The organism is Pseudomonas sp. PSE1(2024) (assembly GCF_050990555.1).
Taxonomy (GTDB): Bacteria; Pseudomonadota; Gammaproteobacteria; order Pseudomonadales; family Pseudomonadaceae; genus Aquipseudomonas; species Aquipseudomonas aphyarum.
Genome location: NZ_CP158967.1, coordinates 4,442,137 through 4,467,500 on the forward strand (window position 1 = coordinate 4,442,137; position 25,364 = coordinate 4,467,500).

Consider the following 25,364-nt stretch of genomic DNA (forward strand, 5'->3'; position numbering starts at 1 on the left):
ATCAGTGAGCCTTGCGCGGAGTGATGTAGCTGCTGATGAACGCAGGGTTGTTGGCCATGATCCGGGTGTAGACCTCGATGCCGAAGTCGACCCAGTCACGCATCAGTTCGCAGTAGTGATAAGTCGGGTGGGCCGGATCGCCGTAGCGGGCATAACTCTCGTGGTAGCAACCGCCGGAGCACAGGTTGCGGATCTGACAGTCATGGCAACCGGTGTTGGTGCGATCCAGGCGCTGGGACAGGAAGTCGTTCAACTCGACCTGTTTAACGCCGCTGTGGACGTTGCCAAAGGTCGGCAGCGACGATCCGGTGAAGCGATGGCACAGGTTCAGTTCGCCCTTGTGATCGACCGCCAGCATCTTCAGTCCGGCGCCGCACGGCAGGGCTTTTTTGTGGCCTTCGTGGATATCGGTGATCAACTGATGCAGGTTGGAAAAACCGATGTTGCGGTGTTCCAGCGCAGCCTCCAGATAACGCCGACCGAGGCGTTTCATGCTGGCGAACACTTCGATCAATTCGTCAGTGGTCAGGTTGAAGCTGCTGATATCGCCGGAGGTCACCGGAGCAAATCCGACCTCGGCAAACCCCAACTCGTTAAACAGGTGATCCCAGATGGTTTCAACGTCGGTGACGCCGGTGGTCAGGGTCACCCGCGCGCCGACCGGACGGCTGTTGTAGCGCGACAGCAGCATTTCGGCCTTGCGCCGCACCACGTCATAGGTGCCCTGCCCGCCCACCGTGATGCGATTACGGTCGTGCACGGTTTTCGGCCCGTCGATGCTCACTGACAGCCCAAAGCGGTGTGCATTCAGGTAGTCCACGGTTTCTTCGGTGAGCAGCGTGGCATTGGTGGTCATCACGAATTCGACGAACTTGCCGGCCTCGGCAAAACGCTTCTCGCAGTAATCGACCATGTACTCGATCAGCTTGCGATTGCTCAGCGGCTCGCCGCCGAAAAACACCACGGTGAACCGTTCTTCGTCGGGGGACTCACGCAGCAACATTTCCACCGAGGCGATGGCGGTTTCGACGTCCATCTTCTTGCCGGCGGACGGCTTGTCGAGGTCTTCCTTGTAGCAGTAGGTGCAGCTCAGGTTGCAGCCGGTGTTGACGTTGAGCACCACGGTGTTGATCGCCGTGCGCTCGACGCGTTTGACCGCGATGTCCGGCGTCAGCGGCGAGCCGTCGCTGACCAGCTCCAGCGAGATCAGCTCGCGCAGGGTCTCGTTGATTTCCTCGCCGTTGAACCGCGCGCCGAGGCGCTGGATCAGGTCTTCCGAGGAGCAACCGGGGCCGCGCAACGCATCGATGATGGTGCCGGTCAGTTCATCGCTGGCAAACAGCGAACTGCTGGGGATGTGGAACAGCATGCGGTCGGCGTCGACGTGCACCTCGTGCAGATTACGTTCGACCAGATTCAAGATAGCGCCCATTGCAAACCTCCTGTGCAAGCCCCGCTTGGGGGACTTGCGGTCATTCCGAAAAGTGTCTGAATCGCTGTCGCTCAGCTCAACTCACGTTTCAACATCAGGGAATGGGTGGATTGTTCCAGCGTTGCACGGTGACGATCAGGTGGCCTTCGCCGGTCAGGGATTTCCCTGCGTCGTCGACGGCGGCGATCACCTTGAGGTTGCCGGCATTGTTGGTGGACATCTTGCGTGCTGGATTCGGCCCGGCATCGCCCGGAGTGAACACGCCCGCGTCGGTCTGCATGGTACCGGCGAACTTGACGTCCTCGTCCTCTTTGGCACGCTCGTCGAAGGCTTCGACTTTCCATTGCGCCGGGAACACGCCGATGCGATACGGCTTGCCGCCCGCACCCTTGCCCCAGGCTTCGGCATCGAAGCGGCCCTGGACTTTCGGCGTCGAACCGCCGCCCTCGCCGATCCGTGCCACCGAGAATTCCGGCACCACTTTGACCGAGGCGATCTTGTTGTACACCGACAGATTCGGGCCTTTCAGGCTGCCGACGCTGACCGCGCGCAGACCCGGCTGGGCATTGGCTGCCGCTTTGACTTTGACCTTGATCCGGTCGGCGTTCTGCTCGACCACTTCGACCACGTCCACGCCTTTGCCGAAGTTCGGTTTGCCGCTCAGACCGCTGCCGATCAGGGTCACTTCGGTTTCGCTGCCTGCCTTCACATAACCTGGCTGCACCGCCAGCAAGCGCTGCGAACCCTGTTTGGCGGCGACAAAGTCCAAACCGCGCTCATCGTGCTCGGCCTCGAACATCCGGCCCTGCATGGCGTTGCCTTGTGCGGCGAACACCTGACGCATGGTCACGCCATCGACGGTCACGTTGCCGCGCCATTCGTAGCCGCTGTAGAGGATCGCACTGCCGTCGCCGTTGAACGGGCTGCCGTCGGCGTACTGACCTTTGACGGCGACCTTAAAGGTGTCACTGCCATCGGCGGTGACGCTCATGGTGCCGGCCAGTTCACCCTTGCCTGGCAAATGGCCGCTGAAGCTCCAGTCGCCCACCAGCGCCTCGGCTTTCGGTGCGGTTTTGATCCAGGACTGCCATGCCGGGTTATCCAGCGGATAACGCTTGGCCAGCAGCGGGACCATTACCTTGCGGGCAATATCGAACCAGTCACGATCGCGGGACATGGCCTGATATTCCAGCGACGGCCATTGACCGAGGTGGAAATTCACCAGTCGTTCCCATTCCTGAGCCGGACGCCGTTGCAGGGCGATCCGCGCACCGGAGTGGCAGCGGCCGCACATCTGCGCGGTTTTCTCGTCGAACTGCTCGACCGTGTTCAACCGCCGCTCCAGCGCGTAACGCACGCCATCGGTTTCGCTGGGCGCCAGGCCCTGAGTGTCAGCGAGGTATTTGACCAGCGTGCGACGGTCGTCATCGCTGATCTGCAAACCGTGCATGGTCTGCATCCGGGCGATGCTCATCAGCCAGCCTTCCGGGGTCTTGCGCTGGTGGCTGATGCGGCTCAACTGGTCGCCGGTTTCAGGGGTGTGACAGCCCTGGCAGGTTTCCTTGAGGATGGTCTGGGCATCGCGGGCTGCCAGGCTGTACGGCGAATGCAGGGCCACGCAAGCGGCCACGGCCAGCAGGCTGGCGCTCATGCCTGATCGGAGTTTTCTCTTCATCAACGTCGAACCTCGCACGGTGCTTTCTTATTGTTGTGGCTTATCGTTTTTATGGTTTCTGCCGTTCGTGGCGATGCACGAACGGAGGCAAGCGAAACGTCTGCTGTGAGCAATACACGGAGCGTGCCAGCTTGCCGATAAGCTTTTCAATCAAGCAGTTACGTGAAGATCAAGGCGAAGTGGCGGTGCGGGCGGTGCTTGCCGGCGTCCAATTTCGCGACAGCTGTTGCAGTCTGAGACAAGCATAGTTGTTGCGGCATCAGCGACATTGCGTCGCGCGACAGATGACCCGGAGCTAACAGCATCCCCCATGAAAAACCTCCAGGAGAGTGACGCCTGCCGAACCCACACGAAAACAAGCCCCGCCAATGACGGGGCTCTTGTATTGGTTGTTGACCCGCGCCTAGCGAACGGAGTTGTCCGGGTGAACCTTGTAACGCCCACAATGGTTGCAAACCATCGAGCATTCACAGTGGGCGCCGGCCTTGGCTGCCAATGCCGCGGAATCACGCTGGGCCGCTTGAATTCGACGATCCCGGTGATACACGTACATGAGCAGCATACTGACGCCCATACACCACAGTCCCACAATTAAAGCCGCCATCATTTCCCCTCCATCATGGCAACACCGAATGAGGTAACGATTACGAAAAAACTGGTTGAAGCCATCCACGCACCTGCCCGAATCGTATCGACATCGGTCAAGTCGCCGATCAATAGCGCCGCAATCCCTGTCACCAGAAATCCAGTCCCCACGCCCATCGTAAAATTGGTTAGCCATCGAATGGTTAAGTTGTTCATCGACATCCCTGTGAAGACACTGACCCGCCAAATCCATGGCAGGAAAACCCTATACACCAAGCAACTTAGCTCGTACCTCATGCCTCCACCAGTCGGTAAAAACTGTCAGACGCGCGACTTTTCCTACACCTGAAACGGCCCGATTTCGCCAAGGCCCCGTGACAGCTGGATTGGCTTTGTAGGATGCGTATCCTGCATCTCAACGGGTGTCGCGTTTTGAGACAAATTCACCCTCATTGCCACTCAAACTCTTCCTCCTTCCGCCCGTGCAACCGGGCTGTGCGCCACCTTCGAGCATTTGGCACAACCATTGCGAAAGCCCCTCTCGACCCCATCGAACAACAAGAGGTTTCGCCATGCCCCTGCCTTATCTGCTCCCTGCCACTTCGGCCTTTATCCAGCGCCCGCCACGCATGCTGATCGGCGGCGACTGGGTCGAAGCCAACGACGGCCAGACCATGCCGCTGCACAATCCGGCCACCGGTGAAGTGCTGTGTGTGGTGCCTCGAGCCACGCCGGAAGATGTCGACCGCGCGGTGCTCGCCGCCCGGCAAGCCTTCGATGATTCAGCCTGGAGCCGCACCCGTCCGCGCGAGCGGCAGAACCTGCTGTGGAAACTCGCTGACCTGATGCAGCGTGACGCCGAACTGCTGGCGCAACTGGAATGCCTGAACAACGGCAAGAGCGCGGCGGTGGCGCAGGTGATGGACGTGCAACTGGCCATCGACTTCCTGCGTTACATGGCCGGTTGGGCGACCAAGATCGAAGGTTCCAGCGTCGACGTTTCGTTGCCGCTGATGCCCGGCGATCAGTTCCACAGCTTCATCCGGCGCGAGGCGGTGGGCGTGGTCGGCGCCATCGTCGCCTGGAACTTTCCGTTGCTGCTGGCCTGCTGGAAGCTCGGCCCGGCGCTGGCCACCGGTTGCACCGTGGTGCTCAAACCGGCCGACGAAACCCCACTGACCGCGCTGAAACTGGCGGAGCTGGTGCTGGAGGCGGGTTACCCGGATGGCGTGTTCAACGTCGTCACCGGCACCGGCATCACCGCCGGATCCGCCCTGACTCACAACCCGCTGGTCGACAAACTGACCTTCACCGGCTCCACCGCCGTGGGCAAGCAAATCGGCAAGATCGCCATGGACTCGATGACCCGGGTCACCCTGGAACTGGGCGGCAAATCACCGACCATCGTCATGGCCGACGCCGACCTGAAAACCGCCGCGGCGGGTGCGGCCAGTGCGATTTTCTTCAACCAGGGCCAGGTCTGCTGCGCCGGTTCGCGGCTGTATGTGCAGCGCAAGCATTTCGACAATGTGGTGGCTGATATCAGCGATATCGCCAATGCGATGAAACTCGGCAACGGCCTCGACCCGAGCATCGATATGGGCCCGCTGATTTCCGCGCGCCAGCAGGAGCGGGTCTACAACTACATCGAAATGGGCCGGGAAAGCGGCGCGACCATCGCCTGCGGCGGTGAGCAGTTCGGGCCGGGGTTCTTCGTCAAGCCGACGGTGATTGTCGATGTCGATCAGCGGCATTCACTGGTGCAGGAAGAGATCTTCGGGCCGGTGCTGGTGGCGATTCCGTTCGATGACGAGGCCGATGCGCTGCGCATGGCCAATGACAGCCCTTACGGTTTGGGCGCGAGCATCTGGTCGAACGATCTGGCGGCGGTACACCGGATGATTCCGCGGATCAAGTCGGGATCGGTGTGGGTCAACTGCCACAGCGCGCTGGATCCGGCGTTGCCGTTTGGCGGCTACAAGATGTCCGGGGTCGGGCGCGAGATGGGGTATGCGGCGATCGAGCATTACACCGAGTTGAAGTCGGTGTTGATCAAGTTGTAATGACTGCGCTTGCGGCTCAGGGTTTGAAACCCTGAGCCAACAGCCACCCGCGAACGGCTCGCCCCTGCTCAAGCGTCAATCCCGCCAACACCTGATCCGCCGGCTCATCGCGCAGCCGCCGCACCAGCGGAGCCAGCTCGACACCTTGCACATGCCAGATCCCCAGCGGTTGATCCGCCGTGATCACCACCTCGGCTTCATCGACAAACCCGTCACGCAACACCGGCATCCGCTCGATGCGCAACGCGGCAAAGTCCGCTTGCGCATGAGCCACTTCAGCGTCTGGCCACTGCCGCCGCGCCTGCCAGAACGGCTGATCGAGCCAACGCTGTTCATCGGCATAAAAGTCCCGGCCGATCCGCGCAAAACGCAGGAATAGTTGCTCCACACGCTGACGGTGAAAACGCTGGGCCAGCGCCGCTCGTTCCGGTTTGCGCAACAGCGTGTTGATCACCACCGGCGCCTGCAACGCCGAGGACAGCGACTGAAAAATCCCGTTGCCGGAAAGCGGGTCCACCGCCATCGCGGCATCGCCGACGCGAATCCAGTTATCACCGCAGACCTGTGGCGCAAGAATCGCCGTGCTGCTGCGAGCGTGCAGTTGCAACTCCAACTCCTGCCCGCCGGCAAAGAAGGCTTGAGCAAAATCCGAGGCCTTACGCCGCGCGCGACAGTAGTCGAGCAACTGCGCCTTGCCCGGTAATTGGGCGCTGGCCACATCCACCGTCCACTGCCAATAACACTGGCCATCGTCCCGTCGGGCCATCCACGCCCAGCCGTCTTCAAGGCTTTCCACGGCGCTGGCAGTCACACTTGGCGCGCCTTGCCAGCGATTGAGCAGGCTGACCGTCTCCGGCCCGCGCAGACCTTTACCGGACGCCGGCGCCTGTCGCCCACGGGCTTCCACCAGAAAATCCGCCGTTAGCGTCTGGCCGCCATCGAGTTCAACCCGATGCCCCACAGCCGAGGAATGAACATTCAGGACTCGCCCTTCAATCACCTCGACCCCGGCCACCCGCAAATCTTCACGCAAGCCGCGATCGAAGGTCGGACGATCCAGTAGAAATTCGATGTTCTGCGCATGCTGCTGGCCGTTCCATGAAACCTCTCGCTGGGACGGCAATATGGCTTTCGCCAAAGCGTGATTCAATCCGGCCCCACGCAACGCCTCCAGCACCCGTTGCGACACACCTTCAAGCGCCGCAAATCGCCGCCATTCGCTGACCAGCGTCACGGAGTAACCCAACCGCCGTAATCCCAGCGTCACTGCCGCGCCGGCCGGTCCGGCACCGAGAATCAGGATCGAAGTCATGGATCGAAACGCCGTTCAGGGCCGCGATAACTAGCGTGCTGTTTCAGCCAGTCAATAACTTCGACATTGCTCGCCTGCGGATGCTCCAGCAGATAGCCGGCAATATGCCCGCTCAACGCTGCACACCCCAGACTGGCCCCGGACTGCCCCGGATAAGTGCCGCGAACGCACGCGGCAAAATCCGCCTGCGCACTGTCGAGCCATGACCATTGCTCATCGGTACAACGCGCATCGCCGGTCACCCGCAGCACCTGCGAATAACTCGCCGGAAACACCGCCGCGCCCTGCGCCGGGCTCGATGCACACAGCAACACTCCATGGGCCACCGCCGCCGCGCAGGCCTCGCGCAACAGGCTGCGATCCTGGCGCAGGCCGAGGCTCAGATTGATCAGCCGCACGTCCTGCGCCACCAGCCAGTCGATGGCCGAGGCGATCTGCAAGGCGCTGGTAACGCCGCGCTGATCGAACACTTGGGCCACGCAAATCTGTGCGGCCGGTGCCCGACGACTGATGGCTTCGATCACCGCGCTGCCATGCCCGAGGGGATCGTCGCGCAGATCGGATTCGGCCAGTCCATCCTCCAGCAACGAGAACCGCCGCCCGACAATCACTTGCACTCGCTGCGCCGCCGAGTGCCCGCTGTCGACCACACCAATCCGCAATTCAGGCTTCATGCAGCACCGTTTTCGAAATGAGCACACCGTCGAGCAATTCAAAGCGCAGATCGGCATCGGCCAGGGTCGACGGACGATGGCTTATGAGGATCCGCGTGCGCCCGGCAAACAACCGGTCGATGGCTTCGATCACTTCGCGCTCGGTGGTTTCGTCGACGGCCGATGTAGCCTCGTCGAGCACCAGAATCAGCGGATCCTGCAACAGCGCCCGGGCAATCGCGATCCGCTGTTTCTGTCCGCCGGACAACTGCTGACCGCGCTCGCCCAATGGGCTGTCGAGGCCTTCGGATAACGACGCGATCAGGCTGTCGAGTTGCGCCAGCCGTGCGACTTCGGCGATGGCTTCGCGGCTGGCGTCCGGCACCGCGTAAGCCAGGTTGTCGGCGAGGCTGCCGCGAAACAGCACGATGTCCTGACTGACCACGGCGATGCGTCGGCGCAGTTCGAACAGTTCCAGTTCACGCAGGTCCACTTCGCCGAGCAACACCCGCCCGGACTGCGGATCGTGATGCCGTTGCAGCAGATCGATCAGCGTCGATTTGCCAACGCCGGAGCCGCCACTCAAGGCGACTTTCAAACCGTAGGGAATCGTCGCTTCGATCCCGCTCAACGTACTTGGGCGGCCCGGATGGCTGAAGTGCACCGCGTCGAAACGCAGCTCGCCCGAAGTCGGAAACGGTTTCGGCGTGACCGGTGAAAACACCGTGGGTTCTTCGCCACGCAACTCCATGACTCGCCCAAGACTGACGGTCATCCGCTGGATCGCCACGTACAACCCCAACAGGCTCTGCACCGGCCCGACCGCCATCCCCAGATAAGTGGAAAACGCGATCAGCGCGCCGAGTTGCCAGGTGCCCTGCACCACCCAATATCCGCCGATCAGAAACGCACAGGCGCGGGACAGCGAGGTCAACGTACCGGGCACGGCCTGAGTGAAAAACTCGGTGACTTGCAGGCGCAGCAACTGGTTCATGTAGCCCTGCCCGAGGCTTTCCAGACGTCGCGCTTCACGCTGTTGCTGGCCGGCGGACTGGATGAACTTCATCACCGGCAGGGTCTCGACCATGAACGACGACATGTCCGCCGAACGCTCGCGCAACTGCCGCACATCGCGCTCGACCTTGCGCCGCATCCAGCGCAGCCACAGCACGTCGAGCGGGATCAGCACCAGCGCCAGCAATGACAGTTTCCACGACAGCGTGAACAACATCGCGATCGCCACCACCAGGCCGATCACACTCGATACCGCCGAGAACAACGAGTCCACGGCAAAGCGCTGAATCTCCGCCACATCGCCGTCGAGCCGCGACATCAGATCGCCGATCCGCCGTTGGCCGTAGAAGCTTGGCGAGAGCTTCTGCAAATGCCGGTAAAGGTCATCGCGCAGGGCAAACAGAATCCGCCCGGACAGTCGCGTGTGCAGATAGCGGTTGATCCCCGACAACGCGGTGCCGAGCAGTCCCGCGATAATCATCAGCATCGCGATCATCACCAGAACCGGAAAATTGCGCGCCAGCAAGCCATCGTCGATCAACAGCTTGACCAGCCACGGCTGCACCAGCACCAGCAGCGACGCGCACACCGACAGACCGAGCAGGCCGGCAATGGCCAGACGCTGCGGCCGCACGAAACCGTATAGCCAACGCAACGACGCTTGCAGTGCGGCGGGGTTCTGGCTGTCGATCAGCCGCACGAACAGGCGCTGCATCACGAGCGCAACTGTTTGAGTTTGCGGTACAGAGTCGCGCGGCTGATGCCGAGGGCGTCGGCCGCGGCCGAGACATTGCCCTGATGGGTGTCGAGGGACTGGCGGATCATCTCCAGTTCGTTCTCGCGAATGCTGCCGGTCTGGGGTTTCTCGGTGACGGACAGTTCGTCGAGCATGCTGTCGGGCAGGTGATCGAGGGTCAGCACCGTTTCACCGGGTTCGCGCATGGCCAAAGCGGTGCGCAAGACCATTTCCAGTTGACGGATGTTGCCCGGCCAGTGATAAGCGCCGAGCAGGCGATTGAGGTCGTCGTGCAGCACGGCGTTCGGCGCGTCGAGTTTGCCCAGCAGCCGAGTGACCAGCGCGCTGAAATCATCGCGCTCGCGCAGGGCCGGGAGCATCACGCTGATGCCGTTGACCCGATAGAACAAGTCTTCCCGAAATTGCTTGTCTTCGACCTGACGCTTGAGGTCGCGGTGGGTGGCGCAGATCAGCGCGACGTCGATGTCCTGCTCTTCCCCGGCACCCAGCGGCGCGACTTTGCGGTCCTGCAAAACCCGCAGCAGACGCGCCTGCAAGGCCAGCGGCATGTCTCCGATTTCATCGAGGAAAAGCGTGCCGCCGTGGGCCTGTTGCAGGCGCCCGATCATGCCGCCCCGACGCGATCCGGTGAACGCGCCTTCGCGATAGCCGAACAGTTCCGACTCGATCAGGCCCTCGGGAATTGCCGCGCAGTTCACGGCCACAAACGGTTTGTCGCTGCGGCTGCCGGCCAGGTGCAGGGCGCGGGCGATCACTTCTTTACCGGTGCCGGTTTCGCCGAGCAACAGCACCGGCAATTCATTGGCCAGACCTTGGCGAGCCATGCGCAGGGCTCGGGCGTAGCGAGCGTTGTTGCCGGCCAGGGCTTCCAGATCCGGCTGTGCCTTGGCGGTTTTCGCCACGCTGCGCGGCGGGCCGCCGAGGTTGACCGAACGCGCCGGGGCTCGCAGGGTCTTGTAGAAAAATTCACCCTTGGCGGTCTGCACACTGCCGACGCCACCCTGTTGCAGACGGGTCAGCAATTGCACGCCATCGACCCCGAGAAACTCTTCGCAACGCCGTCCGACCAGCGCCGAACGTTCGGCCCGCAGCAACTGGCAGGCCTGGGCGCTGACCGCCAGAATCTGCCCGCCGAGACTCACCGCCAGCAAGCCTTGCCATGGCGATTCCAGATACTGCCGGCGACTGTGGAAGGCGAGGACAATCTGATCGGGAAAACTATTGTTGAACACCCGACTCTCGATCTGGCTGACCGCCATGCTCAGCAGCGCGGTGCTGTCATGGACGCGGCCGAGCGGGCCTTCGCGGGTCAGGTCGAGGACGCCGAGAATTTCGCCTTGGGGGCAATGGATCGGCACCGAAGTGCAGGAAAAATCGGTGAGGCGGTCGAGGTAGTGTTCGCCGCAGTCGATCAGGGTGGGCCGCGCTTCGACCAGTGCCGTGCCGAGGGCGTTGGTACCACGAGCGGCTTCGCTCCAGCAGGCGCCGAGGGTGATGTCCTGCAGACCGCTGCCCTTGAGCCGGTCGGCACGTCCCTCCACCGCGAGGATGGTGGCGTCGGAATTGGCGAGGATGATCAGGCCTTCCTTGCCCTGACGCTCGGCCAGGTAATCGATGGCCGGTATCGCCGCATCGATCAGCAGGCGATTGCTCGCCAGCAACACATCGAGACTCGCGCTCGATTCCAGCGCCAGCTCATGTTTGCCATTGAAATGCACGCCGTGGCTCAGGCTGCGCCGCCACGAAGCATCGATCTCCGCACGCAACACGCCATCCGGGACCTGCCCTTCGAGATGGAGTTTTTCCCGGGCCAGCCGGGCTTCGTGGTGAGACTTGGGATCGGTTGTTTTTATAAGAGTCATCAAGCGCTCCGGAGCGGTCCGCTTTGCGCTTTTTTACATCAGCGCCCTGACGCCAATGTTTACGTTAACGTCAGGGCGATGGCAAGCACCGTAGGGCGCTTGTGTTCCGGCAGGCGGATTGCCTCAGCGCTGCCACACCTCGGTATTCACGAAAAACGCCCGGGCGTTGTCTTCGAGACTTTCCAGGTGATAACCGCCTTCCTGCACGATCAAGCATGGCAGGCCCAGGCTGCGAATCCGCTCGCCCAGTGCTGCAAAGCCTTCACGAGTGACGGCGACTTTGCTTTGCGGGTCCAGCTCATAGATATCGAAGCCCAACGACAACACCAGCACCTCGGCGCCGAACTCGCGTACCGCGTTCAATGCGACTTCCAGTTGCCCGAGGAAATCCGCTTCGCTTGCTCCATGAGCCATCGGCAAGTTGAGGTTGAAGCCCTCCCCTGCGCCGCTGCCACGTTCGTCGGCGAACCCGGCGACGCCCGGATAGAAGTTGGTCGGATCGCCATGCACCGAGACGTAAAGCACGTCATCGCGATCGTAGAAAATATCTTGGATGCCCTGGCCGTGGTGCATGTCGGTGTCGAGAACCGCGACTTTATCGAACTTGTCACGCAGCACCTGCGCCGCCACCGCCGCGTTGTTCACGTAGCAGAAACCGCCCGCCGCTTCGGCCCGAGCGTGATGCCCCGGCGGACGGCACAAGGCGTAGGCTGCCGGCTCGCCGTCGATCAGCGCCTGAGCCCCGGCCACTGCGCTTTGCGCCGACCAGTACGCCGAGCGCCAGGTCTGCTCGCCGACCGGGCAACTGCCGTCCGCCAGATAGCGCGCGGCCTGGGCGAGGATGCCGCGCAATGCATTGGGCTCGCGGACGAAGATGTTCGACATCACCTCATCGCCCCAGTCTTCGGGGATTTCCTTCCAGCGTGCATGCGCTTCCTGAAGAAAGGTCAGATACGGCGCGCCATGCACCGCCAGCAACGGCGCGAGACCGGCATCGGCGGGTTGCTCGACACTGAAACCCAAGCCATGGGCGGCCTGCACCAGACGTTGCGCACGCTCGGGGACTTCCTGCGGCGTACGCATCTGCCCGCGCGAGTAATAGCTGCGTGGATGGTGGAGCAATTGTTCGGGGTGGAAAAAACTGCGCATGGTTCAGACTCCCTGTTCGATTCGACCGGCGCGGGCCAGCACGGCGTTGAGCAATACGTCGGTGCCCTGCTTCACGTCTGCGGGCAACACATCTTCGGCTTCGTTATGGCTCAAGCCACCCACGCACGGGATGAACACCATCGCCGTCGGGCAGTAACGCGCGAGGTGAATCGCGTCATGGCCGGCGCCGCTGACAATCGACTGCTGAGCGTAGCCCAGCGCATCCACCGCCTCTTGCACGGCTGCCACGCATTCGGCGTCGAACGGCGTGGCCGGGCTGATCCAGTGCGGGGTGATCGTCAGGTTCAGGCCTCGGCCATCGGCGATGGCCTGCAAGCGGGCGCGGACCTGTTGCTCCATGGCGGCAATGGCGTCGTCGCAGTGATGACGCAGGTCGACGGTGAAATTCACCAGCCCCGGAATGGTGTTGCGCGAAGATTTGTTGATACTCAACTCGCCGACCGTGGTCAGGCCTTCGGGGGCAAAATCTGCGGCCAGACCTTCAATCGCCTGAATCATCCGCGCCACACCGTACAGCGCATCTTTGCGCAGCGACATCGGCGTGGTGCCGGCGTGGGCGGCCATGCCTTCCACGCGCACGTCGAGCCAGCGGATCGCCTGACCGCCCGTGACCACGCCGATGCTTTTGGCGTTGTCTTCAAGGATCGGGCCTTGCTCGATGTGCGCTTCAAAATACGCGTCCACCGCGCCGCCCAACGGGCGTTCACCGGCGTAACCGGTACGCTGCAAGGCCTCGGCAACGCTGATGCCATCGACATCGCGCACCGCCAGCGCCGCGTTCAGCTCCATGATCCCGGTGAACACTGCCGAGCCAAACATGGCGGGCGTAAAGCGTGCACCTTCTTCGTTGGTCCACACCGCCACTTCCAGCGGTTTGCGGGTCTGGATGTTCAGGTCGTTGAGGCAACGCACCACTTCCAGCCCGGCGAGTACCCCGTAGACACCATCGAAACGCCCGCCCTCGGGTTGGGTGTCGAGGTGGCTACCCATCATTACCGGCGCGGCGTCCGGATCGGTGCCGGCGCGACGGGCGAACAGGTTGCCGATGGCGTCCACGCTCAGGGTCATGCCGGCTTCGCGGCACCAGTGGGCGAACAGTTCGCGACCGGCCTTGTCTTCGTCGCTCAATGCCAGACGGCAGCTGCCGCCCCGGGCTGTCGCACCGATTTCGGCCATGGCCATCAGGCTCGCCCACAGGCGTTCGCCATTGATTTTCAACATGAGGTTCTCCTGAAATTCCGGGTTAGGCACGGGCCATTTCCGCGCGATGGGCACTGGCGTGACGACGGGCGAGGGACAGCACGCAGACCAGCGATATGCCGGCGATCAGGCTGTAAAACACCGCCATCGGCCACCACTGCCCGGTGAACTTGTGCGCGAGCATCGTGCCGATCAGCGGCGTTAGCCCACCGGCCACCGCGCCGCAGATCTGATAGGCCAGCGAGATCGCGGTGTAGCGCACACGAGTCTCGAACATGCCACTGACGTAACCGGCGATCACCGCATAGAACGAGGCCATGCACACCACCGCCAGCGCGATGCCGAGGATGATCAGCGGCGCCTGGGCGGTACTCACGAGCACGAACATCGGGTACGGCGAGGCCATCGCCAGCAGCGACACCAGACACAGGAAACGCGTCGCACCGATCTTCTCCGCCGTCCACGCCGCCAGCGGTTGAATGCAGAACTGGATAATCGCGACGAAGAACAGGCATTCGAGAATCAACGAACGTGGCAGCGCCAGTTGCTGAGTGGTGTAGGCGATCATGAAAGTGTTGGTGAAATACACCCCGGCGATGCCCAGCGTGTTGGCACCGATGCACAGCAACAGCGGACGCCACGCGGTGCGCAACACTTCCATCACCGGCGCCTGTTCTTTCTTGATCTGTTTTGTGGCCTGCTCGCGGCTGGCGAGGAATTCCGGCGACTCGTTCACGCCCAGTCGGATCGCCAGGCCCACCAGCAGCAACAGCGCACTGGCGAGGAACGGTAAACGCCAGCCCCAACTCATCAGGTCTTCTTCCGGCAAACGGGTCACCGCGCTGAACGCCAGCAGCGACAGGATCAAACCCGCCGGGCTTCCCAGTTGCGCGAACGACGCGAAGAAATTGCGCCGGCCCTTCGGCGCATGCTCGCCGGCCATCAACACCGCCCCGCCCCACTCGCCACCGACGGCGATGCCCTGGACGATACGCAACAGTATCAGCAGCACCGGTGCCGCCGCGCCGATCTGCGCGTAGGTCGGCAGCAGACCGATGCACACCGTGACCACACCCATCATCAACAGCGTGATGATCAGCGATTTCTTGCGGCCGATTCGGTCGCCGATATGACCGAAAATGATCCCGCCCAACGGCCGGGCAAAGAAGCCCACCGCAAAGGTGCCGAACGCAGCCATGGTGCTGAACAGCGGATCGTCGGAAGGAAAGAACAGCGCGCCGAACACCAGCGCGGCGGCGGTGGCGTAAATGTAAAAGTCGTACCACTCGATCATGGTGCCGATGAAGGCTGCGGCCGCCGCACGGCGCGGCTGGTTCGAAGCGTGGGGCTTCATGGGGTCGGGCTCCTTTGATTGTTTTTTTGGCAGGAGGAAAACGCAAATCCGAGGCGCTCTGGCGGCGCCTGTCGTGGGGTGATTTATCGTCCCGGGGCTATGATTAGTCAATTTTCTATTTATTATTCCGAGTATTAACTCACCTTATAATCGAGAGCCGCCATGGCTGAACGTGATGTGCAACGCCTGCTCAACGACCGCCTCGACTGGAACCTGCTGCGCACCTTCCGGGTGATCGGCCAGGAGCTGAGCATCAGCCGCGCCGCCGCGCGTCTGCACCTGACCCAACCGGCAGTGAGCCAGGCGCTCAAGCGTCTGGAGGAGCAACTGGGTCGCCAGTTGATTGCCCGACGCGGTCCGCGCTTTGCCCTCACCGAAGTCGGCGAGCAGATCTTCGAACTGGCCGGCGAGATCTACGGGCAGATGTCCCAGGTCAGCAGCCTGCTGGAGCAACCGGCCGACGAAGTGATCGGCAAGGTGCGGCTGCTGATCATCAGCCGGATCTTTTCCGAACGCTTCGATGACTTTCTCGCCGACTTTCATCGGCAGTATCCACGGGTGGATCTGGAGGTGGATGTGATGCGCAGTTCGGACATCGTCAGCGCCCTTCAGGAGAAAACCGCGACCCTCGGCCTGAGCCTCAATCGCCGCCCGCAACCGCGTCTGGAACAGCGTCTGTTTCTGCGTCAGCGCTATGCGTTTTTCTGTGGCAAGCACCACGCGCTGTTTGGCCGACAGGACATCGGCGAAGGCGATCTACAGCGGGAGAACTTCGTCAGTTTCACCAGTGACCAGATTGGTGGAATGCTCTCGCCGCTGACGATTTTTCGCGATCAGCAGGGCTTCAGCGGACGCATTGTTGCCTCCTCGCCAAGCCTGGAAGAAGTCCGGCGACTGGTGATCGCCGGGTTCGGTATCGGTTGCCTGCCGGAGCACGTGGTGGCGGCGGACGTCGAGGCCGGATTGCTCTGGCGCCTGCCGCCCCACGAGGGAATTGCCGATGTCGACATTCATCTGTTGTGGAACCGCGACCAGCGCATGAGCCGCGCCGAGACGCTGTTCATCGAACGCTTGCAGGCCTGTCTGGCGGATCAGTAACCGAGCAGTCGATCCGCGCTGTTGAGCAATGGCTCACCGGCATTCAGACGGCGGAAGTTCTCGGCGATCTGCTCGGCGATGCAATCGTGGGAGGCCGCCGAAGCCATGTGCGGGGTGATGGTCACGCCCGGGGTTTTCCACAGCGAATGATCGGCGGGCAGCGGTTCCTGTTCGAAGACATCGAGCAGTGCACCGCGCAGTTTTCCCCGGGCCAGCGCTTGTTGCAGATCCTCGATGTTCAGGTGCCCGCCGCGCCCGACGTTGACCAGTGCCGCACCGTTGGCCAAGTGCTCGAACGTCTGGTGATTGAGGATGCCGCGAGTCTCGTGGGTGAGCGGCAACAGATTGATCAGCAACTCCACGCCGTCGAGGAACGGGTTGAAAGTATCGGTGCCGGCGAAGGTCTGCACGCCCGGTAAATCCTTTTTGCTGCGCGCCCAGCCACGCACCTCGTAACCAGCGTTGGCCAGGTCTTGAGCGATCGCGCTGCCGAGCGAGCCGAGGCCCATCACACCGATCCGGAACTCATGTGCCGGGCGTTGCAGCGGTCGCTCCCAATGCTGTTGGCGCTGTTGCTCGAGCACTTGATCGAAGCCGCGATGATAGTGAATCACCGCCCAGCGTACGTACTCGGTCATGCCTTGCCGATGACCGGGATCGACCACCCGGCACACCGGCAGATCCGGGCATGAAGGATCGTGTTCCAAGTGATCGATACCGGCGGCGACCGAGTGAATCACTTGCAGATTGGGCAACGCGGCGAGACTGTCCGCCAGCGGAAACCAGCATGCTGCGATCTGCGCATTCACTGCCCGGGGATCGTCGGCCAGCACCGCCGAAAGCTGCGGCGCGCGGCGGGCAAAGGCTTCCTGCAATTGTTTGAGCAACAGCGTGTCGCGGGACATCAGTGCAACGGTGTTCATGACAGATAGGACTCGCGCTGGGATTCGATCAGGGTCAGTGCGGCCTCCCAGGCCAGGTCGATGATGTTGTCCTGCTCATCGCGGTCGAACTGTTCGGCGGTGTGGGCGCAGACTTCCGGCGAGGGGAAATGCAGTTCGCAGCCACCGGCCAACGCCTGCACTTGGGCCTGGCAGGCACGCTCCAGAAAATGGATTTCCTGGAACGCCTGGGCCACGCCGGAACCGCCGACCAGCAGGCCGTGATTGCGCAGGATCATGGCGCGATGCGGGCCAAGGTCGGCGATCAACCGATCGCGCTCGTCCAGCGACAGCGCGATGCCTTCGTAGGTGTGGTACGCGAGTTTTCCGTAGAACTTCAGTGCGTGCTGACTGATCGGCAGCAGGCCTTGTTTCTGCGCGGCGACAGCCATGCCGGCGGCGGTGTGGGTGTGGATCACGCAGTTCAGATCCGGGCGCGCCATGTGGATCGCCGAGTGGATCACGAAGCCGGCGGCGTTGACCCGATGCCCGGCGTATTCTGGGTCGACGATGCGTCCGTCCTGATCGATGCGCACCAGATCGGAGGCGCGCATGCGGTCGAAGATCACGCCGTAGCGGTTGATCAGGAAATGATGTTCAGGCCCCGGAATCCGCAGGGTGATGTGGGTGTCGATCAGGTCGGTCATGCGAAAGTGTGCGATCAAGCGGTACAGCGCGGCGAGCTCGCAACGGGCTTGCCATTCGATCGGATCAATGTGGGCGGGCTTACTCACGAATACACCTCTTTGTTGGTATGAAGGACGACCGGGTTGGCCCGCAGACGCGCGAGGCCACAGACACCGATCAGAGACAGGGCAGACAGCAGCGTGAAGAACACCGCCAATGGCAGCCACTGTCCGGAGAACTTGCTGGCCAGCAGCGTGCCGATCAGCGGCGTGGTGCCGCCGGCCAACGCGCAGCTCAATTGGTAGGCGATGGAGATCCCCGAGTAGCGCAGATGCACCGGGAAGGCCTGCGTCATGTATCCGGCGATCACCGCGTACAAAGCCGAGAGAATCACCACCGCGACGGCGATGCCGAGGGTCATCAGCAGGATGTTCTGAGTGCCGACCAGCAGAAACATCGGGTACGGCGTGACCATGCACAGCAACGCCACCAGCATCAGGAATCGACCTTCGCCGATGCGTTCGGCGAGCAGCGCAGACACCGGTTGCGACAGCAGTTGAATGACCGTCACCAGGAACAGGCAGTCGAGAATGGTCGCCCGTGGGATGCCCTGATATTGGGTGACGTAGGTAATCATGAAGGTGTTGGTGAAGAAGAAGCCGGCCGAACCGATGGTGACGGCGGCGGCAGCAAACAGGATCTGCCGCCAGCACTGACGGATCACGTCTTTCACCGGGTATTTGGCGGTTTCGTTGTTGTCCTTGGCCTTGGCGAATTCCGGTGATTCATGCACCCCGGAACGAATCATCAGACCGACCATCATCAGCACGCCGCTGGCGAGAAACGGCAGACGCCAGCCCCAGGCGAGGAAGTCTTCCGGCGACAGCGACGTCACCAGTCGGAACGCGATCAACGCCAGCAGCAAACCCGCCGGGCTGCCGAGCTGGGCGAACGAGGCGTAGAAGGTTTTGCGTTTGGCCGGCGCGTGTTCACTGGCCATCAACACCGCCCCGCCCCACTCGCCGCCGACGGAGATGCCCTGGATCAGGCGCAACACGATCAGCCCGATCGGCGCCCAGATGCCGACGCTGGCGTAGCTCGGCAACAGACCGATACCTGCGGTAGCCAGCCCCATCAGCGCCATGGTCACCAGCAGCATTTTCTTGCGGCCGAGACGATCGCCCAAATGACCGAACACCATCCCGGCCATCGGGCGGGCGATGAAGCCGACGGCGAAACTGCCGAACGCGGCGAGCGTGCTTGTCACCGGGTCGCTGCTGGGAAAGAACACTTGCCCGAGCACCAGTGCGGCGGCGGTGGCGTAGATGTAGAAATCGTAGAACTCGATGGTCGTGCCAATGAAGGCAGCGGCCGCGGCGCGACGCGGCTGAGCGGTGGTGTGCATGCAAGAACCCTGTGTATTTATAGTTTTGGGCAGGTGTCGAGGCGGCTGACGGTCGCGCTCTGTGGCGCTTGTGGGCTTTATCGCTTCCGTGACAGGATTAGTCAATTTTCAATAACTTATCTTTACTATTAGCGTGGCTACTACATGACCTCATCCGCTAATCCTTGGGTCGGCCGGCGTTTTCTAAATGACCGGCTGGACTGGAACCTGCTGCGCACCTATCTGGTGATCGGTCAGGAAGGCAGCATGAGCCGCGCCGCTGCCCGGCTGCACATCACTCAGTCGGCGGTCAGCCAGGCGTTGAAACGTCTCGAAGAACAACTGGATTGTGTGTTGATTGCCCGCAGCGGACGGCGCTTTGATCTGACGGAAACCGGGGAAGAAGTCCTGCGGATTGCGGCGGATATCTACGGCGATATTTCTCGTTTGGGCACCGTGGTCGAAAACCGCCATGACGACGTGGTGGGCAAGATCCGTATCCTCACCGTGAGTGGCGTTCAGGCGCGGCATTACGATGAGTTTCTTGCGGACTTCCACGAAACTCACCCGAAAATCGAGCTGGAAGTCGAGGTGATGGGTAGCTCGAACATCATCAGTTCATTGCTGCAGAAGACCGCTACGGTGGGAGTCGGATTGTGTCGTCTACCGCAGCCGAGGCTGGAACAACGAGTATTGTTTCGTGAGCGCTATGCGTACTTTTGCGGGCAGCGGCATCGACTGTTCGGACAGCAGAATCTGACGCTGGAACAGCTTGCCGCGGAGAACTTTGTCAGCTTCACCAGCGATCAGCTCGGCGGCAATCTTTCGCCGTTGACGCTGTTTCGTGACCAGCAGGGATTTACCGGCAAGATCGTCGCCTCCTCCACCAGTTTCGAAGAGATTTATCGTCTGATCTGTGCGGGGTTCGGAATTGGCTGTCTGCCGATTCACCTGGTGCGACGAGATGTCGAACAAGGCTTGCTGTGGCGCTTGCCGCCAGAGGATGGGGTAGTGGATTTCGATATCCAGCTGCTGTGGAATCGCGAACAGAAGATGACTCAGGCGGAAACGGTGTTCATCGACAGCTTCCAGCACATGCTCAGCTTGCGTGAGCCTGTGCTGTGAAGCTGCAGCGGATTACACGTGGGGATCGCCCGGCGCTTTGGTCGGCGCCGCGTATTGCGGCTTGAGGTGACCGTCCTGGTCGAGTAGCCAGGCGTCCATGATCTGCCGCACCACCGGACCTGCGACCCGGCCACCGGCCTCGCCGTTTTCGATCATCACCGAGATCGCGATTTTTGGATGTTCGGCGGGCGCAAAGCCGACGAACAAGGCGTTGTCACGGTGACGTTCGAGGGTTTTCTCGCGGTTGTAGCGCTCCCCCTGCTTGATCGCCACCACTTGCGCCGTACCGCTCTTGCCGGCGATGCGGTATTGCGCACCGGCCGCCGCCGCACGAGCAATGCCTCGGGCATCGTGCATCACCATCTGCATACCGTGGTTGACCTGTTCCCAGTCACGCGGATCCTTGAGCAGGATGTTCGGCATCGGGTGTTCGTCCACCGGCGCCACACCGTCGACAGTCTTGGCCAGGTGCGGACGGTTCCAGATGCCCTTGTTGGCAATCAGCGCGGTGGCTTGAGCCAGTTGCAGCGGCGTGACCTGCATGTAGCCCTGACCGATGCCGAGGATCACGGTTTCGCCGGGGAACCAGGCTTGCCGGCGCGTAGCGCGCTTCCAGGCCTGGGACGGCATCAGGCCGGGCGACTCCTCGAACATGTCGAGCGAGACTTTCTCGCCGAGGCCGAACATCGCCATGTAATCGTGCAGGCGATCAATGCCGAGCTTGTGCGCCAGGTCGTAGAAGTAGGTGTCGTTGGAACGCATGATCGCTGCATCCATGTCCACCCAGCCGTCGCCGCTGTGGTTCCAGTTGCGGTACTTGTGGTCGAAGTCCGGCAGTTGGTAATAGCCCGGATCGAAGACTCGGGTTTGAGGCGTGACTACGCCGGCATCAAGGCCAGCGATGGCCACTTCCGGCTTGATCGTCGAACCGGGTGCGTACAGGCCGCGCAGCACGCGGTTGAACAGTGGACGGTCAATGGAGTCGCGCAGCGCTGAATATTCCTTGGAGCTGATACCGGTCACGAACAGATTGGGATCGAAGCTCGGGTTGCTGACCATGGCCAGTACTTCGCCGGTCGAGGGGTCCAGCGCAACGACTGAGCCGCGACGGTCGCCCAGAGCGGCTTCGGCGGCTTCCTGGAGCTTGATATCGAGGCTCAGGACGATGTTTTTGCCTGGTATCGGATCGGTGTGTTTCAGCACGCGCAGTACGCGGCCCTGAGCGTTGGTCTCTACTTCCTCGTAACCGACGTGGCCGTGCAGTTGTGGCTCGTAGAAGCGTTCGATACCGGTCTTGCCGATGGATTGTGTGCCGCGGTATTCGACGGAATCGAGGGTCTTGGATTCTTTCTCGTTGATGCGGCCGACGTAGCCGATCGAGTGTGCGAAGTGCGCGCCCAGCGGATAGTTACGAACGAATTGTGGCTCGACATCCAGGCCGGGTAGACGGAACTCGTTGACGGCGAGTATGGCGATCTGTTCTTCGGTCAGCTCATAGAACAGCGTTACAGGTGTAAACGGGTGACGCGACTGCTTCATGGCCTTGTCGAAGACTGTGCGGTCTTCGGCGGGCAGGTGCAGGAGACTGATGACTTCATCCAGCTCATGGTTGACGTCGGTCGCGCGTTCGCGGGTGATGGTCAGGTTGTAGCTGGGACGGTTGTCGGCCAGCAATACGCCATTGCGATCGTAGATCAGGCCGCGAGTCGGCGGGATCGGCAGTACATGGACGCGATTGTTTTCGGAGATGGTCGAGTGGTAGTCGAACTCGACGACTTGCAGGATGTACAGGCGCACAACCAGAGCGCAACTGACGGCGAAGACGAACAAGGCGCAGGCGATCAGGCGTTTGTTGACCAGTCGCGTCTCTTTTTCGTGATCCTTGATAGGGATGGGTTCGGGCATTTCTGCAGCCACTCTTTGACAAAAAATGAGCGCCGATCCTTGGGCGTGACATCAGTCCGTTAAAAAACGAGCTGCACCATACCAAAAACCGGGCGGTCATTTCAGAGGGATTTCCCCAATGGTCGCGATCGCGACGGCTGGGGGTTTCTCCAGGAACTTTCCTGCGGGCAAAACAAAACCCCAACTGCTTTCGCAATTGGGGTTTCGGAATTTAATCTTGACGATGACCTACTCTCACATGGGGAAACCCCACACTACCATCGGCGATGCATCGTTTCACTTCTGAGTTCGGGATGGGATCAGGTGGTTCCAACGCTCTATGGTCGTCAAGAAATTCGGGTACTGAGTCGTGACCAGAGGCCTCGCTTCAGCAAATTGGGTATGTGACAGCTTTCGGTGTTTTGTGAGCGTCGAACTTTCGGTTCATTTTCGTCTTCACACACCGCAATCTGGTCTCTCTCGCTTTTCAGCTCGGAGCATGCAAATTGCTTGGGTGTTATATGGTCAAGCCTCACGGGCAATTAGTATTGGTTAGCTCAACGCCTCACAGCGCTTACACACCCAACCTATCAACGTCGTAGTCTTCGACGGCCCTTCAGGGAACTCAAGGTTCCAGTGAGATCTCATCTTGAGGCAAGTTTCCCGCTTAGATGCTTTCAGCGGTTATCTTTCCCGAACATAGCTACCCGGCAATGCCACTGGCGTGACAACCGGAACACCAGAGGTTCGTCCACTCCGGTCCTCTCGTACTAGGAGCAGCCCCTCTCAAATCTCAAACGTCCACGGCAGATAGGGACCGAACTGTCTCACGACGTTCTAAACCCAGCTCGCGTACCACTTTAAATGGCGAACAGCCATACCCTTGGGACCGGCTTCAGCCCCAGGATGTGATGAGCCGACATCGAGGTGCCAAACACCGCCGTCGATATGAACTCTTGGGCGGTATCAGCCTGTTATCCCCGGAGTACCTTTTATCCGTTGAGCGATGGCCCTTCCATACAGAACCACCGGATCACTAAGACCTACTTTCGTACCTGCTCGACGTGTCTGTCTCGCAGTCAAGCGCGCTTTTGCCTTTATACTCTACGACCGATTTCCGACCGGTCTGAGCGCACCTTCGTACTCCTCCGTTACTCTTTAGGAGGAGACCGCCCCAGTCAAACTACCCACCATACACTGTCCTCGATCCGGATAACGGACCTGAGTTAGAACCTCAAAGTTGCCAGGGTGGTATTTCAAGGATGGCTCCACGCGAACTGGCGTCCACGCTTCAAAGCCTCCCACCTATCCTACACAAGCAAATTCAAAGTCCAGTGCAAAGCTATAGTAAAGGTTCACGGGGTCTTTCCGTCTAGCCGCGGATACACTGCATCTTCACAGCGATTTCAATTTCACTGAGTCTCGGGTGGAGACAGCGCCGCCATCGTTACGCCATTCGTGCAGGTCGGAACTTACCCGACAAGGAATTTCGCTACCTTAGGACCGTTATAGTTACGGCCGCCGTTTACCGGGGCTTCGATCAAGAGCTTCGCGTTAGCTAACCCCATCAATTAACCTTCCGGCACCGGGCAGGCGTCACACCCTATACGTCCACTTTCGTGTTTGCAGAGTGCTGTGTTTTTAATAAACAGTCGCAGCGGCCTGGTATCTTCGACCGGCGTGGGCTTACGCAGCAAGTGCTTCACCCTCACCGGCGCACCTTCTCCCGAAGTTACGGTGCCATTTTGCCTAGTTCCTTCACCCGAGTTCTCTCAAGCGCCTTGGTATTCTCTACCCAACCACCTGTGTCGGTTTGGGGTACGGTTCCTGGTTATCTGAAGCTTAGAAGCTTTTCTTGGAAGCATGGCATCAACCACTTCGTCGCCTAAAGGCAACTCGTCATCAGCTCTCGGCCTTGGAATCCCGGATTTACCTAAGATTCCAGCCTACCACCTTAAACTTGGACAACCAACGCCAAGCTGGCCTAGCCTTCTCCGTCCCTCCATCGCAATAACCAGAAGTACAGGAATATTAACCTGTTTTCCATCGACTACGCTTTTCAGCCTCGCCTTAGGGACCGACTAACCCTGCGTCGATTAACGTTGCGCAGGAAACCTTGGTCTTTCGGCGTGGGTGTTTTTCACACCCATTGTCGTTACTCATGTCAGCATTCGCACTTCTGATACCTCCAGCAAGCTTCTCAACTCACCTTCACAGGCTTACAGAACGCTCCTCTACCGCATCACTTACGTGATACCCGTAGCTTCGGTGTATGGTTTGAGCCCCGTTACATCTTCCGCGCAGGCCGACTCGACTAGTGAGCTATTACGCTTTCTTTAAAGGGTGGCTGCTTCTAAGCCAACCTCCTAGCTGTCTAAGCCTTCCCACATCGTTTCCCACTTAACCATAACTTTGGGACCTTAGCTGACGGTCTGGGTTGTTTCCCTTTTCACGACGGACGTTAGCACCCGCCGTGTGTCTCCCATGCTCGGCACTTGTAGGTATTCGGAGTTTGCATCGGTTTGGTAAGTCGGGATGACCCCCTAGCCGAAACAGTGCTCTACCCCCTACAGTGATACATGAGGCGCTACCTAAATAGCTTTCGAGGAGAACCAGCTATCTCCGAGCTTGATTAGCCTTTCACTCCGATCCACAGGTCATCCGCTAACTTTTCAACGGTAGTCGGTTCGGTCCTCCAGTCAGTGTTACCTAACCTTCAACCTGCCCATGGATAGATCGCCCGGTTTCGGGTCTATTCCCAGCGACTAGACGCCCTATTAAGACTCGCTTTCGCTACGCCTCCCCTATTCGGTTAAGCTCGCCACTGAAAATAAGTCGCTGACCCATTATACAAAAGGTACGCAGTCACAGAACAAAGTCTGCTCCCACTGCTTGTACGCATACGGTTTCAGGATCTATTTCACTCCCCTCTCCGGGGTTCTTTTCGCCTTTCCCTCACGGTACTAGTTCACTATCGGTCAGTCAGTAGTATTTAGCCTTGGAGGATGGTCCCCCCATATTCAGACAAAGTTTCTCGTGCTCCGTCCTACTCGATTTCATGACTAAGAGATTTTCGCGTACAGGGCTATCACCCACTATGGCCGCACTTTCCAGAGCGTTCCGCTAATCTCAAAGCCACTTAAGGGCTAGTCCCCGTTCGCTCGCCACTACTAAGGGAATCTCGGTTGATTTCTTTTCCTCAGGGTACTTAGATGTTTCAGTTCCCCT

Annotated in this window: 17 protein-coding genes and 2 rRNA genes (1 of these 19 running past the window's edge); 3 read left to right on the forward strand and 16 right to left on the reverse strand. The window is 60.6% G+C overall.

All coding sequences use genetic code 11. The annotated features are described in order from the left end of the window. Position 1: 1 nt before the first annotated feature. The 3 genes from peaB to ABTV87_RS20130 all read right to left on the reverse strand — a co-directional run bounded on the left by peaB (position 2) and on the right by ABTV87_RS20130 (position 3,908). Positions 2 to 1,432 carry a quinohemoprotein amine dehydrogenase maturation protein gene (gene peaB / locus ABTV87_RS20120; RefSeq protein WP_085608195.1) on the reverse strand — a complete coding sequence of 477 codons (1,431 nt, stop codon included), beginning with the start codon at positions 1,430 to 1,432 and terminating at the stop codon, positions 2 to 4. A gap of 94 nt (positions 1,433 to 1,526) precedes the next feature. Continuing rightward, positions 1,527 to 3,107: a quinohemoprotein amine dehydrogenase subunit alpha gene (gene peaA, locus ABTV87_RS20125; protein ID WP_433898248.1), complete on the reverse strand. Its 1,581-nt coding sequence runs from the start codon at positions 3,105 to 3,107 to the stop codon at positions 1,527 to 1,529. Positions 3,108 to 3,710: 603 nt separating this feature from the next. Then, the gene (locus tag ABTV87_RS20130) at positions 3,711 to 3,908 is read right to left on the reverse strand and encodes a hypothetical protein (protein ID WP_007953098.1); all 198 of its coding nucleotides are present in this window, start codon (positions 3,906 to 3,908) and stop codon (positions 3,711 to 3,713) included. Between the two features lie 356 nt (positions 3,909 to 4,264). On the opposite strand from ABTV87_RS20130, the gene ABTV87_RS20135 reads away from it, so the two are divergent. After that, the gene (locus tag ABTV87_RS20135; RefSeq protein WP_433898249.1) at positions 4,265 to 5,755 is read left to right on the forward strand and encodes an aldehyde dehydrogenase family protein; all 1,491 of its coding nucleotides are present in this window, start codon (positions 4,265 to 4,267) and stop codon (positions 5,753 to 5,755) included. A gap of 16 nt (positions 5,756 to 5,771) precedes the next feature. Here ABTV87_RS20135 and qhpG read toward each other — a convergent pair whose 3' ends face one another. The 7 genes from qhpG to ABTV87_RS20170 form a co-directional block, all read right to left on the reverse strand. Beyond that, a complete protein-coding gene (gene qhpG, locus ABTV87_RS20140) occupies positions 5,772 to 7,067 on the reverse strand; it encodes a flavin-dependent monooxygenase QhpG (RefSeq protein ID WP_433898250.1) in 1,296 nt (431 codons plus the stop codon). Then, entirely contained in the window at positions 7,064 to 7,741 is a 678-nt protein-coding gene (gene qhpE / locus ABTV87_RS20145) for a subtilisin-like serine protease QhpE (RefSeq protein ID WP_433898251.1), read from the reverse strand. The genes qhpG and qhpE overlap by 4 nt, the downstream gene beginning before the upstream one ends. Further along, positions 7,731 to 9,449, reverse strand: a complete 1,719-nt coding sequence (locus ABTV87_RS20150; protein ID WP_085608189.1) for an ABC transporter ATP-binding protein — start codon at positions 9,447 to 9,449, stop codon at positions 7,731 to 7,733. The genes qhpE and ABTV87_RS20150 overlap by 11 nt, the downstream gene beginning before the upstream one ends. Continuing rightward, positions 9,449 to 11,353, reverse strand: coding sequence for a sigma-54-dependent Fis family transcriptional regulator (locus tag ABTV87_RS20155; protein ID WP_085608188.1), 1,905 nt, complete (start codon positions 11,351 to 11,353; stop codon positions 9,449 to 9,451). The genes ABTV87_RS20150 and ABTV87_RS20155 overlap by 1 nt, the downstream gene beginning before the upstream one ends. 123 nt (positions 11,354 to 11,476) lie before the next feature. Further along, positions 11,477 to 12,502 carry a histone deacetylase family protein gene (locus ABTV87_RS20160; protein WP_221533854.1) on the reverse strand — a complete coding sequence of 342 codons (1,026 nt, stop codon included), beginning with the start codon at positions 12,500 to 12,502 and terminating at the stop codon, positions 11,477 to 11,479. 3 nt (positions 12,503 to 12,505) lie between these two features. Next, positions 12,506 to 13,744 carry a Zn-dependent hydrolase gene (locus tag ABTV87_RS20165; RefSeq protein ID WP_221533853.1) on the reverse strand — a complete coding sequence of 413 codons (1,239 nt, stop codon included), beginning with the start codon at positions 13,742 to 13,744 and terminating at the stop codon, positions 12,506 to 12,508. Between the two features lie 22 nt (positions 13,745 to 13,766). Then, positions 13,767 to 15,077, reverse strand: coding sequence for an MFS transporter (locus ABTV87_RS20170; protein ID WP_433898252.1), 1,311 nt, complete (start codon positions 15,075 to 15,077; stop codon positions 13,767 to 13,769). Positions 15,078 to 15,239: 162 nt separating this feature from the next. Between ABTV87_RS20170 and ABTV87_RS20175 the strand changes: the two genes are divergently transcribed. After that, a complete protein-coding gene (locus ABTV87_RS20175; protein WP_007953119.1) occupies positions 15,240 to 16,175 on the forward strand; it encodes a LysR family transcriptional regulator in 936 nt (311 codons plus the stop codon). Here ABTV87_RS20175 and ABTV87_RS20180 read toward each other — a convergent pair. The 3 genes from ABTV87_RS20180 to ABTV87_RS20190 are packed head-to-tail and all read right to left on the reverse strand — an operon-like array spanning position 16,169 to position 19,148. Next, positions 16,169 to 17,098 carry a 2-hydroxyacid dehydrogenase gene (locus ABTV87_RS20180; protein ID WP_221533852.1) on the reverse strand — a complete coding sequence of 310 codons (930 nt, stop codon included), beginning with the start codon at positions 17,096 to 17,098 and terminating at the stop codon, positions 16,169 to 16,171. The genes ABTV87_RS20175 and ABTV87_RS20180 overlap by 7 nt on opposite strands. Beyond that, complete coding sequence (locus ABTV87_RS20185) at positions 17,095 to 17,850, reverse strand: class II aldolase/adducin family protein (RefSeq protein ID WP_085608183.1); 756 nt, start codon at positions 17,848 to 17,850, stop codon at positions 17,095 to 17,097. Before ABTV87_RS20185 ends, ABTV87_RS20180 begins: the two co-directional genes overlap by 4 nt. Continuing rightward, positions 17,847 to 19,148: an MFS transporter gene (locus ABTV87_RS20190; protein WP_433898253.1), complete on the reverse strand. Its 1,302-nt coding sequence runs from the start codon at positions 19,146 to 19,148 to the stop codon at positions 17,847 to 17,849. The genes ABTV87_RS20185 and ABTV87_RS20190 overlap by 4 nt, the downstream gene beginning before the upstream one ends. A 144-nt stretch (positions 19,149 to 19,292) precedes the next feature. On the opposite strand from ABTV87_RS20190, the gene ABTV87_RS20195 reads away from it, so the two are divergent. Further along, on the forward strand, positions 19,293 to 20,252 hold the full coding sequence (locus ABTV87_RS20195) for a LysR family transcriptional regulator (protein WP_007953130.1): 960 nt from the start codon (positions 19,293 to 19,295) through the stop codon (positions 20,250 to 20,252). Positions 20,253 to 20,264: 12 nt separating this feature from the next. Here ABTV87_RS20195 and mrdA read toward each other — a convergent pair whose 3' ends face one another. The 3 genes from mrdA to ABTV87_RS20210 form a co-directional block, all read right to left on the reverse strand. Continuing rightward, positions 20,265 to 22,157, reverse strand: coding sequence for a penicillin-binding protein 2 (gene mrdA / locus ABTV87_RS20200; protein ID WP_433898254.1), 1,893 nt, complete (start codon positions 22,155 to 22,157; stop codon positions 20,265 to 20,267). Between the two features lie 215 nt (positions 22,158 to 22,372). Continuing rightward, positions 22,373 to 22,488 (reverse strand): 5S ribosomal RNA (gene rrf, locus ABTV87_RS20205). 169 nt (positions 22,489 to 22,657) lie between these two features. Continuing rightward, positions 22,658 to 25,364 (reverse strand): 23S ribosomal RNA (locus tag ABTV87_RS20210) (it continues 184 nt past the right edge of the window).